Below are 13412 nucleotides of genomic sequence, written 5' to 3' on the forward strand. Positions count from 1 at the left end.
ACGGTTTTGACAAGCCGAAACAGCGTAAGGATCCCTAACCCCATGGAACGCCCTTATGAAAAAAATCCCCCTGAAATTAGTTGAAAATCCGGCCACTTCAGAGCCTGAAACCCTCGACCAAACCCAACTTCCCCAAGCCACCGAACGCGCCGTCAGCGCCCGCCGGCGCAACCTGAACAGGAACATTTTCAGCGTCCGCCCCGACGTCGATACGAACACCCTGCTCGCTCATGCCAGCGAAACCCTGGCCTCCCTCAACGTCATGACTTTGGACTTTGCCAACCAACTCGAAGGCTCGCAGCGCAATGTGGCACTGGCTCTTCAGCAGTTGACGGTGTTGACCGAGCTTTTGGTTAACCGAGCACGGGATAACCTCGATCCGAACGGGTCGGTGGCCGTAGCCGAACCTCCCGTCTTTCACTGAGTGATCGCGCTCGTTGATCGAATGGTGGTTTTGTCTGGATCGATACAGGCGACGGCTACAGGCGCAGATTCGGCGTAGAAAAGCAAAATGGGCGGCCTCATTGAGGTCGCCCATTTTTACTGATGCCGTCAGTTGCCCCTTCATTGACTACACTTCGTGGCAGTGAGCAACACGGAGAAGTCTTCCATCAACATGAATTTTTCTTCACCCCACCGCCTCTCTCCAACCTGTACATTCCTCTCGCTCATTCAAGAAACTACGGTTTGCCCGCCTCCCGCGGGCTTTTTTTTGCCTGCCGTTTTATTAGCGGTCAGTTCAAGGTGACCGCCGCATGGGAAACCTTCAGCAGTTCCTACAGGCATTTCAACCGATACAAATACGTATCCTGCTCCCCATGCTGCTGCGAACACCGCGCCTGATAAAACATCCTGATCAAACCAAACCCAGCCGCTTCAGCCAGCCGCTGGCTCGCCACGTTGGCCGAGGCGGTGGTCAGGTAAAACGTAAAACCGGGCATGCTGTTGATCAGTGCTTCAAGCGCTGCCCGCATATAGCCTTTGCCCGAATACTCGGTATTGGCCCAGTAGCCGACGAGATATCGATTGCGGCGCCGGGGTTTCAAGCCAATGCAGCCAATGATCGTATGCGCTTCATCGTCGACGATAAGCAACCGCCGCTCGCCAGCTTCGCTCTTGAACTCATCGACCGCCCGCGTGAGAAACGAGCGCGCTTCGTCCTCGGTGGTGCAGGGTTTGGCCCAATGCAAAAATTCGGAATGGGCCGTAAAACTGGTGTTCAGCGCATGCTGCAACGCTTTACACCATTCAGGGTCGGGGGCGCTCAATCTCAATGTGTGAGTACCAACCGTCAGCGCAAGCTCCATTGCATCATCCTTAAATACAAACTCCATGACACCAGAGAGTAACAGGTGAGCTATTTAGCCTGCAGTCTGAGGTTGCGCAGAAGCCTCAGGCTTTTCTTGTTTTTCCAGTACCGGCAACTCCAGCCGCGCCCGCCCATAGAACGCCAACGCCGTCAGCAAACACGCCAGCCACACAAAGATTCCGGCCCAGAAGGTGTGGGACATATAGTGCCAACCCTGTAGAACCCGCGTTGTGCCATAGACGAAACCGAGCAGCAGCGAGCCGTACATCAGCGCTTTGGAATACCGCCAGCGGTAGCGGCGAGCCACGAAGTACAGCGCGAGCATCGTGAAGCCGCCCGACGCATGTCCACCCGGCCAGCAACGACCGGCACCGGCGACTTTCAGCAGGTCGAAATTCTGGTACCACTCCTTGTGTTCGATTTTCCCGGCGTACTGAGTCGTTTCGACCGGGCAATAGACACTGGTGTGGCCCTTGAGGTAGTGGATAACGCCAGTGCTGATGGAAAACGCGAACACCACATAGAGAAAGTCCCGACGGTGTTTACTGGCAAACCGAAGCACCGGCGCGACTTTGATTTTTTCCAGGAGTGCGATGATCTTCGAATGTTTTTCAATCTTCAGACGCGGCCAGAGAAACGACAGCAAAGCGCCGATCATCGCGGCCTCACCGGTCCAGTTCGGAATGATCCGCGCCCATTTATGGGTGATTTTCTCGAACAGATGAACATGCTGTAACGGAAACACCCGGGTGACCGGATCATAAAAAAGATCGCTGAAGGCGATGTCTATCCTGGTCAGGTCAAACAGCAGGAAAACCACGACCGTGCAGACCAGGGGGATACCGAAGTTCGCCCAATAAAAGCGGTAACGGGAAGAAGTCAGCATCGTACATCCTGATCCAGAGGGATGATGGTGAGGCTCATTCAGTGGTCACCGAATGCCAGTCAGAGGCTTCGATGAAGCCGAGCATGCGCGGTGCCTGAAGCTTTTCGGCGGTGATAAACAGAGAGGCGCCGTAGCCAAGGGTGTCGGTGGGTAACTTGAGGTCTTTTTCCAGTTGCGCCATGCACTCGCTGTGGGTCACCAGAATCAGGTTGCGCCCGGCCACCTTGTGCGCGAGGGCATCGCGCAGCATGCTGCCTCTGCAGTGGACCAACCAGTCTTCGTCGACGCCGACCTTGTTGAACATATAACCGGCGGTTTGCGCCGTGCGCATCACCGGGCTGTTGTAGATGTCGGCCCGATCCAGGCCCAAATGCTCGAACTGCGCGCCGACACTCACCGCCACGCTGCGCGAACGATCCGTAATGCCATCGTTGCCAATCAGACAGGCTGCGGTGGAGTGATCGCAGCGCTCGACGTGGCGCACCAGCACGATCATGTCGCCCTTGGTCCAACCGGTCACCAACGCCCGGGCACCCGCTACATTGCCATGGGCCAGATCCGGGACGGCAGCAGGCCGCAACAGCCACACGGTCAGCGGAATCACCAGCAGTGCCGAGGCCAGCACGACCACAGTATTTCGATAACGGGCCAAACGGCTCAGATCGATCGAGCGTTTTATCCCGAACAGACTCAGTCTCAATTCCACATCAAACCGCCTCGCCGGCATGCACCATTGTCATTCGATGCCGCGAGGGTAAAGAGGCGCGCGTCGGCAACCGGTGAAACCCATGTGAAAAAAAGCTTAAGACCCGCCCAAAAATCTTGTTACAGAATCGGTCCGAGAAAACCCTTTCAGCTCTCGGGATTGCTGCCGATACAGACCTGCTAACCCTTGCTGGCTCTTAAAACAACAATCTTCCAGCCAACCGACGATCAAGAAACACAACGTTCCTGGAGGAATATTGATGAATAGCTGGTTCGGTAATATCAGCGTGAACCTGAAGCTGGGCCTGGGATTCGGCCTGGTCCTGGCACTGACCTGCGTCCTCGCCCTGACCGGCTGGACGAGCCTGGGCGGGTTGATTGACCGCAGCAACTGGATGAGCGACATCACTCAGTTAAACGCTGGCCTGACCAAGCTGCGTGTGGTTCGCCTGCAATACATGCTGACCAACGGCGATGAAACTGCCGCACAGAATGTACAAACAACACTCGATGGCTTCGTCGCTCAGCAACAAGCGTTGCTGTCGAGTTTCAAAAGCCCGGAAAACCTCAAGCTGCTCAAAGAGCAGAGCGCGACCATCAGCGCTTACCAGATATCCCTGAACAAAATGCGCAGCGCCTACCGCACCGGTAACAGCGCCCGCGACGCCATGGACGCCAACGCTGAAACCGCCAGCAAGTTGATCGAAGCGATCAGCACCCGCGTGCAGCAAATGCCCCTGAGCGACCAACGCTTCGAACAGTTCCAGGCCATCACCGCGGCCAAGGAAGCGTTCATCCTGGCGCGCTACGAAGTGCGTGGCTACACCGCCAGCACCAACGCCGAGACCGAGCAAAAAGCCGTCGCCCAACTGGACACGGCCATCGCCAGCCTGAAACAGCTCAACATGCATTTCGCCGAGACCCAGCAAGATGCTCTGCGTCAGCTGGAAACTGCGCTGAGCAACTACCGCAGCGCCTTGCAAACGTATAAAGCCGCCAACACCGATGCGGTGCAGGCGCGCAAGGAAATGACTGTACAGGGCGCCACCATCGTGACCCTGAGCGATCAGCTGTATCAAATCCAGCTTGAACGTCGTGATGTCGAAAGCGCCCAGGCCCGCACGCTGCAACTGATCAGCACGTTGCTGGCGTTGCTGGTGGGTATCATTGCCGCCGTGCTCATCACCCGTCAGATCACCGGCCCGTTACGCGATACCCTGGCCGTGGTCGAGCGCATCGCCAGCGGCGATCTGTCCCAGGACGTCAAAGTGACCCGCCGCGACGAACTCGGCGTGTTGCAGCAAGGCATCGCACGCATGGGCGTGACCCTGCGCGATTTGATCAGCGGTATCCGCGATGGCGTCACCCAGATCGCCAGCGCCGCCGAAGAACTGTCGGCCGTGACTGAACAAACCAGTGCCGGGGTCAACAGCCAGAAGATCGAGACCGATCAGGTGGCCACCGCCATGCACGAGATGACGGCCACGGTGCAGGAAGTCGCGCGCAATGCCGAAGAAGCCTCCCAGGCCGCAGCCGCCGCTGATGGCGAAGCGCGCGAAGGCGACAAAGTGGTCAACGAAGCCATCGCCCAGATCGAACGTCTGGCCAGCGAAGTGGCGCGCTCCACCGAAGCCATGAGCGTGCTGCAGAAGGAAAGCGACAAGATCGGCAGCGTCATGGACGTGATCAAAGCGGTGGCCGAACAGACCAACCTGCTGGCCCTCAACGCCGCCATCGAAGCGGCCCGTGCCGGTGAAGCCGGTCGTGGTTTTGCTGTGGTGGCCGACGAAGTTCGCGGCCTGGCCCAGCGCACGCAGAAATCCACCGAGGAAATCGAAGGCCTGGTGGCCGGCCTGCAGAACGGCACCCAACAGGTGTCGACCGTGATGAACAACAGCCGCGCCTTGACTGACAGCAGTGTGGCGCTGACCCGCAAGGCCGGCGTGTCACTGGAAAACATCACCCGCACGGTGTCGAACATCCAGTCGATGAACCAGCAGATCGCTGCCGCCGCCGAGCAACAAAGCGGCGTGGCCGAAGAGATCAGCCGCAGCATCATCAACGTACGCGACGTGTCCGAACAGACCGCTTCCGCCAGCGACGAAACCGCTGCCTCCAGTGTTGAGCTGGCGCGGTTGGGCAATCAGTTGCAGATGATGGTGAGGCACTTCCGGGTTTGATGTTAAGTCCGTGGTGAATGACAGATCCATTCGCGGGCAAGCCCGCTCCTACAAATTACGGAGCGAGGCTTGCCCTAAGGCTTGCCCGCGAAAGCGATCTACCGATCACCAGAGTCATTCAGGCGTCCCACGGATTGATCACTGCAATCCCGGGAAACTCGAAGTCCCGAACATTGCGAGTGGCAATGGGTGCTCCGTGACTTCGGCAGATTGCCGCTATCTGAGCATCAGCCATCGACGCCATTCGACCATTTGCTTCTGCGCCAGCTACCAGCGTCGCGTACTCCACCGCGGCATGGGCATCAAAAGGCAAAATCCTTCCGGCAAAGTCCTCTTCGAACATCGCCATCGCATGAGCTTCAAGTTTCTGTTTGCGCTTGCCGAACGGGAGCCGGGCAATGCCATGGAGAATTTCCGCTACAGTGACAGCACTAATTGCCAACTCCATTGCTGGCTGTGCATCAACCCAGGCAAGCACTTGAGTGTCAGGCTCGACCCGCATGAATTCTGAAAGAACATTGGTATCGAGCACTATCATTCGGAAAAATCCACCGCTGTCGCTTTCTCGTGACGCGAAGGAAGGTCGAGCTCAACCCCACCGCTGGCTTTGAACCTATTGCGGATTCGGCTACCAAGACCTCCTGCGCGATCAACGGTGGCCAGGGCTCGACCAAGAATCAGGCGAGCCTCTTCTTCCATCGAATGTCCATTGTGAGCGGCGGCGATACGCAACTGTTCCTTGACCTGATCGTCCAGGTTTCGAATTGTGATACTGGCCATGATGCCTCCTGCAATCAATGAAATCATTGATTGAGGCTAACACACCTTGCCCCATCAAAACCCGCAGAGCTGCCGAACGGCCTCAGACACTAATCGCAAGGAACTCGGCGTAAAACTCCAAAGCCTTGGTTTCATCGAAAATCCGCAGGGTCGGGGTGGTTTTGCCGAAGCTCAGGGGTTGCGCCCCACCAGCGCAGCAAAGGAAGGCTCACTCAATCATGATGCTCGCTGGCGCGTTTGAGCAGTTTTTTGCAGCGTTCGGACAAATGCAGCACGCGTAGCTGCTTGCCGGCCTTGGCGTAGCGCTCGCGCAATGTTTTCAGCGCAGCGATGGCCGAGTAATCGACGAAGCTCAGGTGGCGACAATCAAGGGTCACCTGGGCCGGGTCGTTGGCGGGGTCGAACTGGTTGAGGAATGGCGTGGTCGAGGCGAAAAACAGTGTGCCGTGCAGGCGGTAGAGTTTGCTGCCGTCGCTTTCCTGATGACTGTCGGCATACAGCTCGCGAGCCTGTTGCCAGGCGAAGTTGAGCGCCGCGATGATGATCCCGCACAACACGGCAATGGCCAGATCGGTGAACACTGTAATTACCGTCACCGCGATGATCACCAAGACATCGTTGAGCGGCACCTTGTTCAGCACCCGCAACGAGGCCCAGGCGAAGGTCTGCTGCGACACGACGAACATCACCCCGACCAGTGCGGCCAGCGGAATGCGCTCGATCAGCGGCGACAGAAACAAGATGAACAGCAGGATCATCACCCCGGCCACTGCACCGGAAAGCCGACCGCGACCACCGGAGCTGAGGTTGATCACGGTTTGCCCGATCATGGCGCAGCCGCCCATTCCGCCGAACACACCAGACACTATATTGGCAGCACCCAAGGCCACGCATTCGCGATCCGGGTAGCCACGGCTCTCGGTGATTTCGTCGGTCAGGTTCAGGGTCAACAGGGTTTCCAGCAAGCCGACCATCGCCATCAATATCGCGTAAGGGCCGATGATGCGCAGGGTGTCCAGGCTCCAGGGAATGTCTGGCAGCGCAAAAACCGGCAAGCCACCGGCAATGTGCGCCATGTCGCCCAGGGTTCGGGTCGGCAAACCGAACAGATAAACCGCCAGCCCAACGCCCAGAATCGCCACCAGCGCTGGCGGCACGGCACGTGTCAGGCGCGGCATCAGGTAGACGATGGCCATCGTCAGCGCCACCAGCCCGATCATCATGTACAGCGGCGCGCCACTCAACCAGCCCTCACCGCTTTTGAAGTGCTCCAACTGGGCCAGGGCAATGATGATCGCCAGGCCGTTGACGAAGCCGAGCATCACCGGGTGCGGCACCATGCGCACCAGTTTGCCCAGCCTCAACAGACCGAACGCCAGCATGATCAGCCCACCCAGCAGCACAGTCGCCAGCAAGTACTGCACACCGTGCTGCACCACCAGCGCGACGATCACCACGGCCATCGATCCGGCGGCGCCGGACACCATACCCGGCCGCCCACCAAACAGCGCAGTCAGGGTGCAGATGATGAAAGCGCCGTAAAGCCCCATCAATGGATTGAGGTGGGCCACCAGCGCGAAGGCGATGCATTCGGGCAGCAGGGCGAAAGAGGTCGTAAGTCCGGCCAGGGCATCGGCGCGCAGACGTTTGGGTTTCATGGCTTACCTAAAAATACAGGCGGGAGAAGAGAGGGCGGATGTTACGGAATTGAGCGCGGGCCGGCCAGTGAATAGGCCGCCGGAAACGCAATCGCGAGCAGGCTCGCGATGAACGATAATGAGGTCTACGAATCAGCCCTTGAAATCCGCAATCGCATAAGCCGCCAATTTGCCCTGAATGAAGTCCAGGAAGCACTGAATCCGTAAAGCAAGTTGCGAGTTGCGGTAGTACACCGCGTTGATCGGTTGGCGATATCCGCTGTTGAACTCCGCCAGCAGCACCTGCAAGCGACCGGCATGGATGTCGTCGATGGTCATGAAGTGTGACAGGCAAGCGATGCCCTGCCCTGCCAGCGCCAGGTGCCTGATCGTCTCGCCCCCGGATGCACTGATCGACGCCTGAATCGGCCAGCGATCACCGTGGACATAGCGCAGCGGCCATTGGTTGAGGCCTTCATTCTGGGTAAACCCCAGCAGCGTGTGCCCGGTCAAATCCTCGACAGCGCTCGGTGTGCCGTGTTGCTCCAGATACGCCGGGCTGGCGACGATGTGTAGCGGGCTGCAACCCAGGGAGCGGGCGTGCAAGGTCGAGTCGGCCAGCGTGCCGATGCGGATGGCGATGTCGGTACTTTGTTCGAGCAGGTCGATGATCAGGTCATTACTGTTGAGTTCGAGCTGGATGTCCGGGTAGAGACGGCGGAACTCTTCGATGTGCGGCACGATGGCGTGCAGCATGAATGGCGAAGCGGCATTGATCCGCAGGCGCCCGGACGGGGTTTGCTGGCGTGAGGACAGGCGTTCTTCGAGTTCGTCCATCTGATCGAGAATCAGCTTGGCGTGCTCGAAGAAGTACTTGCCCTCCTCGGTCAGATCCATGCGCCGCGTGGTGCGGTTGATCAGCGTGGTGTCGAGCTTGGCCTCCAGTCGCGACAACGTGCGGCTAACCGCCGACGGCGTTTGCCCGACCTGTTCGGCCGCAGCCGAAATCGACCCGCACTCAATCACGCAGACGAAAATCTGCAACTCATCGGATCTGGCTTTCACGTGTGTCCCTTATCGATAGTCCTGCGCCGCTCTACTGCGGCGAGGGGGCTTACCCTAATGCCAGCCAAAATGCGGAACCTGTGGGAGCGGGCTTGCTCGCGAAAGCGGTGTGTCAGTCGACATTAATGTTGGATGATAAATCGCCGTCGCGAGCAAGCCCGCTCCCACATGGATTGCGCATGACTAACTGGCATTGGGGCAAGCCAACTCGCCACAGGTTCAGACTTTCGATAGTAGCTGAGCGTTATGCCTTAAGACCAAACACCTCGCTCAAGTGCCGCTCATACCGCGCCACATCGGCTTCGACATTCGGGCGTTTCATCACATCGACGCACAGGAAGGTCGGCAAACCGGTCATGCCGAGAAAGGTGTTGGCCTTGTGGAACGGGAAGTACACCGCGTCCACGCCCTTGGCTTCGAAGAAGTCGGTCGGGTCGTCGAAGGCTTGCTGTGGCGCGTTCCAGGTCAGCGACAGCATGTATTTTTTACCGTGCAGCAAACCGCCGCTGCCGTACTTCTGCGACGCGTCGGAGCGTGTGCGGCCATCGCTGGCGTAGAGGCTGCCGTGGCCTTCGGTGAAGACTTCATCGACGTATTTCTTGACGGTCCAGGGCGCGCCCATCCACCAGCCGGGCATCTGATAAATGATCACATCGGCCCAGAGGAATTTGGCGACTTCCTCCGCGACGTCATAGCCCTCATCGATAAACGTGGCTTTGAGATCCACACCACCGCGATCCAGCACGCTCAGCGCCGCTTCGTGCAACGTCGTGTTGTAGCGACCATCGGAGTGGGCAAACTTTTTGCCGCCATTGAGCAACAGGACTTTTTTCATGAGAAGTCTCGCAAGGTTGAAATTCGATGGTCACAGAGTAGCGATCAGCCTCGCGTGGATTAAGCGCTCAATCGGCAAAATTCATTTGACCAATACGCACGAATTGACAGGCGATTGTTGCCGTAGACTTGCGCCGATTCCGACTCTCAAGGAGACCCTGATGAGCGAACTGCAAGGCTTCATCCTGCACGCCAAGACCCGCCCGGAAAAAGCCGAGGCCTTCGAAGCGTTCTTCCGTGCCTACGTCGAACCGAGTCGCGCCGAACCCGGTTGCATCGAGTACCACATGCTGCAAGACACACAGGACCCGACGCTGTTTATCTTCTACGAGATCTGGCAATCCCAGGCCGATCTGGATAAGCACTCGAACCTGCCGCACATGAAGCAGTTCCTCGATCAGCGCATGGAGTATCTGGAACGGGATTTCGATATCCGCCCGATCGAAATGCTCAGCCCATCGTCCGCTAGCCGCTGATCAACAAGTGACCGCCGAGCAGGCCGAGGCCAATACAAAACACGCGCTTGAACAACACGGCGCTGATCCGCTGACGCAGCCATTGCCCCAGCAGCATGCCGAGCACCGCCGGAATCAGCGCCAGCAGCGACGCGCTCAACTCGCCACCGCCGAGGGCGCCGCGCCATAACAGGCCGGCGGACAACGCAAGGGTCGACACGGTGAACGACAGGCCCAGCGCCTGCACCAGTTCATCCTTGTTCAAGCCCAGCGCTTGCAAATAAGGCACCGCCGGAATCACGAACACCCCGGTGGCCGAAGTGATGATGCCCGTCAGCACACCGCACAGCGGACCGAGCCAACGCTCGGTGCGACCACCAACACGCAAGGTCGGCAGGAACAACCCGCTCAACGCGTAAATCAACAACGCCGCCCCCAGCCCTCGCACGACCCACTGCCCACCGGCCATGCCGATCCACAGGGTACCAGCGCCCGTACCAATGAAAATCGCCATCAGCATCGGCCACAACCGGTTCAACAGCCCGCGCAAATGACCACCGAACGCCAGTTGCCAGACGTTGGTCAGGGTGGCGGGAATAATCAGCAACGCCGCAGCCTGCGACGGTGCCATAGCCAGACCGAGCAAGCCCATGGCAATGGTTGGCAGTCCGAGGCCGATTACGCCTTTGATCATCCCGGCCAGCAGGAAGGTGGCGATAACCAATAAGGACAGGGCCAAACCCAGATGTTGGTAAAACGCGGCGAGTGTATTCATGGGGCTATGGTGAGCGCTGAACGTTGCCTTGAAAATCTGCCATATACTGAGGGTGCCTCTTGATTTAGTAGAGGCTAGAATTTTCGTTGCGGCTGCTGACGTCTTCGCGGGCAAGCCCGCTCCCACAGTTGAAATGTATCGAACACAAATTTGTGTGTCCGCCAAAGATCCCTGTGGGAGCGGGCTTGCTCGCGAAGGGGCCCGCCCAGCCAACAAACCTCCCGAGGCTGTAACGATGCACTTCGACCTCACCGACCTGCGCCTCTACCTGAACATCCTCGACACCGGCAACATCACCGCCGGCGCCACTCGCAGTCATCTGTCCCTGGCGGCGGCGAGTGCGCGAATCCGCGCCATGGAGGCTTCACTGGGCATCGAGTTTCTGGAGCGAGGTCGCCGCGGCGTCAGCCCGACCCCGGCCGGCAAGGCCCTGGCGCAGCACGCCCGAGTCCTTTTGCAACAGGCCGAGCGCATGCAGCAGGACTTGACCGAATACGCCAAAGGGGTCAAAGGCCAGGTGCGGTTGTTGTGCAACACCACAGCGATCACCGAATACCTGCCGGAGTTACTGGCAGACTTTCTACGCGACCATCCGAACCTCGACATCGACCTGCAAGAGCTGCCCAGCGCGCGCATCACTCACGCCTTGCGTCAAGGTGCGGCGGACCTGGGCATCGTGTCCGACGCCGTGGATATTGAAGGCCTTCAGACCCGCTATTTTCGTGACGACCCACTGGTGCTGATCCTGCCCCGCGATCACCCCTTGGCCGACACCGGACCGTTAAGTTTCAGCGCCACCCTGCACCATGATTACGTCGGCCTGAACGCCAACAGCGCCTTGGCCGTGTACCTGGAAGAGCAAGCCCTGCATAGCGGCTTACGGATGCAGATCCGCATCCGTGCCGATGGCTTCGATGGCGTGATGCGCATGGTCGCCCGGGGTGCCGGGCTGGCGATCGTGCCCTTGGCGGCGGTCGAACGCTGCTCAGTTGAAGCACCGTTCAAAAGCATCGCACTGAAAGAACCGTGGGCCCGTCGCAAACTGTTGCTGTGCGCACGGGACTTCGCCGTGCTGCCCGGTTATGCCCAGGCTTTGCTGAACGCCTTGACTCTCCCCTGAGGGGCAGACTTTACCCTTGAGGTTTCATCTTCAGGGACAGTTACGATGAGCAAACGAATTCTGGTGATTCTCGGTCATCCCTCGAGCAACAGTTTCTGCGGCGCACTTGCCGAACGCTACGCACAATCGGCGTTGCGTGCCGGGCATGAGGTGCGCCAGTTGTTTCTAGGAAAAATGAACTTCGACCCGGTGCTGCGCGAAGGCTATCAACAGGTGCAGCCGCTGGAAGCCGACTTGCGCCGTGCTCAGGCGGACATTCTGTGGGCCGAACACCTGACCCTGGTCTACCCGATCTGGTGGGGCGGGGTACCGGCCTTGCTCAAGGGTTTTCTTGATCGGGTGTTGCTTCCGGGCTTCGCCTTCAAGTATCGCGAAGGCAAAGCCTTTCCCGACAAATTGCTGCATGGCCGCAGCGCGCATCTGCTCGTGACCATGGACACGCCACCCTGGTATTACCGCTGGATCTACCGCATGCCCGGCCTGCATCAAATGCGCAAAACCACCCTGGCGTTTTGCGGCATCCAACCTCAGCGCACGCTCACCTTCGGGCCGGTCCTGGGGTCCAGCGCCGGTCAGCGCGAAACCTGGCTGCTGCAAGCCCAGGCTATCGCCAGCCGATGAGTCTGCCGATAATGGGGTTGGCTACCCTCGGCAAAAAAAGGACTTTTCATGTACATCGGCCAAGCCGCGCATCGCTCGGGCACGACGATCAAGAGTATTCGTCACTATGAGGCCATCGGCCTATTGCCTCCCGCCCGGCGCAGGGGCAACTACCGCGTCTATGACCAACACAGCGTCGACCTGCTGAGCTTCATCAAATGCGCCCAGCAATTGGGCTTCAAGCTCAAGGAATTGCAAGCGGCTTTCGCCTCCCAAAACGGTCAACCGCTGTCATGGGTTCAGGCGCAACAGGCAATCACCAACAAGAAGCAGGAGATCAACGACCAGATTGCGGCGCTGACACAGCGACACGCGCAATTGGTCGAGTTCGAAAGCAGCCTGCATCACGCCTGGGAAAACTGCGCGTTAGAAGGACCTTGAACGCTCTCTCATGTACGCTCCTTGAGCAAAAATAAGCCCAAGGAGTCGAGCTTCATGACCACTTTGGTTGCAGTGAAGGGCTGGCCTTCACTTGCGGCGTAGCACTCAAGCCTCAACTCAAACCCCGGGATCTTCGTTCACTTCATGCTTGCTGATCACTTCGACGGTCTGTTCATCAAACTTGACCGCGGTGAGCAGTGAATCGAGCAGCCCTGGAAAACGCTGGTCCATGTCTTCGCGGCGCAAAGACAACAGGTTTTCACGACCATACGGCCGTTGCCAAATCAGACCGCTGTCACGCAGGACCCGCCAGTGATGCGTCATTGTCGATTTCGACGCCCCCTTGAGAATCCGCCCGCACGGGTGTTCCTGGCCATCGGCCAACACCTTCAATACGGTCAGACGCAACGGGCTACCCAATGCGGACAGAACATTCTCTAATAAGATCTGGTCCTGATTAGGGTGATTTGCAACGTTCATTGGTAGGTACCTTTGATGATATAGGCGGGAGATGCCTTACTCGGATTCGTCTATACGAGAACAGTAAAACTATACACAAAAAGTACACCCCCGCGATAACCACCCCGGGCACTACAGCACCTTGAACCCTGCAATCCCCCGTGCG

The 13412-nt window shown here is 58.5% G+C and carries 16 protein-coding genes and 2 pseudogenes; 7 read left to right on the plus strand and 11 right to left on the minus strand.

Going from position 1 to position 13412, the window contains the following annotated elements; all coding sequences use genetic code 11:
• The first annotated feature begins 55 nt into the window (after positions 1–55).
• A complete protein-coding gene (locus tag IC37_RS08335) occupies positions 56–424 on the plus strand; it encodes a DUF6124 family protein (protein WP_030128121.1) in 369 nt (122 codons plus the stop codon).
• A 352-nt stretch (positions 425–776) separates the two neighbouring features.
• Here IC37_RS08335 and IC37_RS08340 read toward each other — a convergent pair whose 3' ends face one another.
• The 3 genes from IC37_RS08340 to IC37_RS08350 are packed head-to-tail and all read right to left on the minus strand — an operon-like array spanning position 777 to position 2901.
• The gene (locus IC37_RS08340; RefSeq protein ID WP_030128122.1) at positions 777–1307 is read right to left on the minus strand and encodes a GNAT family N-acetyltransferase; all 531 of its coding nucleotides are present in this window, start codon (positions 1305–1307) and stop codon (positions 777–779) included.
• Between the two features lie 54 nt (positions 1308–1361).
• Positions 1362–2195: a phosphatase PAP2 family protein gene (locus IC37_RS08345; RefSeq protein WP_030128123.1), complete on the minus strand. Its 834-nt coding sequence runs from the start codon at positions 2193–2195 to the stop codon at positions 1362–1364.
• Between the two features lie 34 nt (positions 2196–2229).
• A complete protein-coding gene (locus IC37_RS08350) occupies positions 2230–2901 on the minus strand; it encodes a histidine phosphatase family protein (protein WP_030128124.1) in 672 nt (223 codons plus the stop codon).
• Between the two features lie 394 nt (positions 2902–3295).
• Between IC37_RS08350 and IC37_RS30900 the strand changes: the two are divergent.
• A pseudogene (locus IC37_RS30900) lies at positions 3296–4174 on the plus strand (methyl-accepting chemotaxis protein); the annotation flags it as partial.
• A gap of 201 nt (positions 4175–4375) precedes the next feature.
• Positions 4376–5080: a methyl-accepting chemotaxis protein gene (locus IC37_RS30905; RefSeq protein ID WP_371916314.1), complete on the plus strand. Its 705-nt coding sequence runs from the start codon at positions 4376–4378 to the stop codon at positions 5078–5080.
• A gap of 118 nt (positions 5081–5198) precedes the next feature.
• Here the strand turns inward: IC37_RS30905 and IC37_RS08360 are convergent, their stop codons facing one another.
• The 6 genes and pseudogenes from IC37_RS08360 to IC37_RS08385 all read right to left on the minus strand — a co-directional run bounded on the left by IC37_RS08360 (position 5199) and on the right by IC37_RS08385 (position 9397).
• The gene (locus tag IC37_RS08360; RefSeq protein WP_030128126.1) at positions 5199–5618 is read right to left on the minus strand and encodes a type II toxin-antitoxin system VapC family toxin; all 420 of its coding nucleotides are present in this window, start codon (positions 5616–5618) and stop codon (positions 5199–5201) included.
• Entirely contained in the window at positions 5615–5860 is a 246-nt protein-coding gene (locus tag IC37_RS08365) for a plasmid stabilization protein (protein WP_030128127.1), read from the minus strand. Before IC37_RS08365 ends, IC37_RS08360 begins: the two co-directional genes overlap by 4 nt.
• Before the next feature lie 85 nt (positions 5861–5945).
• Positions 5946–6035, minus strand: a pseudogene (locus IC37_RS08370) (glyoxalase superfamily protein); the annotation flags it as partial.
• 37 nt (positions 6036–6072) lie between these two features.
• The gene (locus IC37_RS08375) at positions 6073–7518 is read right to left on the minus strand and encodes a SulP family inorganic anion transporter (protein ID WP_030128128.1); all 1446 of its coding nucleotides are present in this window, start codon (positions 7516–7518) and stop codon (positions 6073–6075) included.
• A gap of 132 nt (positions 7519–7650) precedes the next feature.
• Positions 7651–8562 (minus strand): LysR family transcriptional regulator, encoded by a 912-nt coding sequence (locus IC37_RS08380; protein ID WP_030128129.1) that lies wholly within the window; start codon positions 8560–8562, stop codon positions 7651–7653.
• Between the two features lie 244 nt (positions 8563–8806).
• Positions 8807–9397, minus strand: coding sequence for an NAD(P)H-dependent oxidoreductase (locus IC37_RS08385; RefSeq protein ID WP_030128130.1), 591 nt, complete (start codon positions 9395–9397; stop codon positions 8807–8809).
• 160 nt (positions 9398–9557) lie between these two features.
• Here IC37_RS08385 and IC37_RS08390 point away from each other — a divergent pair, with 160 nt between their 5' ends.
• Complete coding sequence (locus IC37_RS08390; protein ID WP_030128131.1) at positions 9558–9872, plus strand: putative quinol monooxygenase; 315 nt, start codon at positions 9558–9560, stop codon at positions 9870–9872.
• Here the strand turns inward: IC37_RS08390 and IC37_RS08395 are convergent.
• Positions 9862–10626 (minus strand): sulfite exporter TauE/SafE family protein, encoded by a 765-nt coding sequence (locus tag IC37_RS08395; RefSeq protein ID WP_030128132.1) that lies wholly within the window; start codon positions 10624–10626, stop codon positions 9862–9864. The genes IC37_RS08390 and IC37_RS08395 overlap by 11 nt on opposite strands.
• A gap of 235 nt (positions 10627–10861) precedes the next feature.
• Between IC37_RS08395 and IC37_RS08400 the strand changes: the two genes are divergently transcribed.
• Genes IC37_RS08400 through IC37_RS08410 form a run of 3 tightly spaced genes read left to right on the plus strand, consistent with a single transcriptional unit; the run spans position 10862 to position 12787 of the window.
• Positions 10862–11746: a LysR substrate-binding domain-containing protein gene (locus tag IC37_RS08400; RefSeq protein ID WP_030128133.1), complete on the plus strand. Its 885-nt coding sequence runs from the start codon at positions 10862–10864 to the stop codon at positions 11744–11746.
• A 45-nt stretch (positions 11747–11791) separates the two neighbouring features.
• Complete coding sequence (locus IC37_RS08405; RefSeq protein WP_030128134.1) at positions 11792–12367, plus strand: NAD(P)H-dependent oxidoreductase; 576 nt, start codon at positions 11792–11794, stop codon at positions 12365–12367.
• A gap of 48 nt (positions 12368–12415) precedes the next feature.
• Complete coding sequence (locus IC37_RS08410) at positions 12416–12787, plus strand: MerR family transcriptional regulator (RefSeq protein WP_030128135.1); 372 nt, start codon at positions 12416–12418, stop codon at positions 12785–12787.
• A gap of 117 nt (positions 12788–12904) precedes the next feature.
• On the opposite strand, the gene IC37_RS08415 is transcribed toward IC37_RS08410, so the two are convergent.
• Positions 12905–13267, minus strand: coding sequence for a helix-turn-helix transcriptional regulator (locus IC37_RS08415; protein WP_030128136.1), 363 nt, complete (start codon positions 13265–13267; stop codon positions 12905–12907).
• Positions 13268–13412 lie beyond the last annotated feature (145 nt).

Source organism: Pseudomonas sp. QTF5, from assembly GCF_000512695.2.
In the GTDB taxonomy this organism is placed as follows: Bacteria; Pseudomonadota; Gammaproteobacteria; order Pseudomonadales; family Pseudomonadaceae; genus Aquipseudomonas.

Coding starts and splice junctions, on each gene's coding strand:
- IC37_RS08335 (WP_030128121.1), top strand. CDS start 56: ATGAAAAAAATCCCCCTGAAATTAGTTGAAAATCCGGCCACTTCAGAG.
- IC37_RS08340 (WP_030128122.1), bottom strand. CDS start 1,307: ATGGAGCTTGCGCTGACGGTTGGTACTCACACATTGAGATTGAGCGCC.
- IC37_RS08345 (WP_030128123.1), bottom strand. CDS start 2,195: ATGCTGACTTCTTCCCGTTACCGCTTTTATTGGGCGAACTTCGGTATC.
- IC37_RS30905 (WP_371916314.1), top strand. CDS start 4,376: ATGACGGCCACGGTGCAGGAAGTCGCGCGCAATGCCGAAGAAGCCTCC.
- IC37_RS08360 (WP_030128126.1), bottom strand. CDS start 5,618: ATGATAGTGCTCGATACCAATGTTCTTTCAGAATTCATGCGGGTCGAG.
- IC37_RS08365 (WP_030128127.1), bottom strand. CDS start 5,860: ATGGCCAGTATCACAATTCGAAACCTGGACGATCAGGTCAAGGAACAG.
- IC37_RS08375 (WP_030128128.1), bottom strand. CDS start 7,518: ATGAAACCCAAACGTCTGCGCGCCGATGCCCTGGCCGGACTTACGACC.
- IC37_RS08385 (WP_030128130.1), bottom strand. CDS start 9,397: ATGAAAAAAGTCCTGTTGCTCAATGGCGGCAAAAAGTTTGCCCACTCC.
- IC37_RS08390 (WP_030128131.1), top strand. CDS start 9,558: ATGAGCGAACTGCAAGGCTTCATCCTGCACGCCAAGACCCGCCCGGAA.
- IC37_RS08395 (WP_030128132.1), bottom strand. CDS start 10,626: ATGAATACACTCGCCGCGTTTTACCAACATCTGGGTTTGGCCCTGTCC.
- IC37_RS08400 (WP_030128133.1), top strand. CDS start 10,862: ATGCACTTCGACCTCACCGACCTGCGCCTCTACCTGAACATCCTCGAC.
- IC37_RS08405 (WP_030128134.1), top strand. CDS start 11,792: ATGAGCAAACGAATTCTGGTGATTCTCGGTCATCCCTCGAGCAACAGT.
- IC37_RS08410 (WP_030128135.1), top strand. CDS start 12,416: ATGTACATCGGCCAAGCCGCGCATCGCTCGGGCACGACGATCAAGAGT.
- IC37_RS08415 (WP_030128136.1), bottom strand. CDS start 13,267: ATGAACGTTGCAAATCACCCTAATCAGGACCAGATCTTATTAGAGAAT.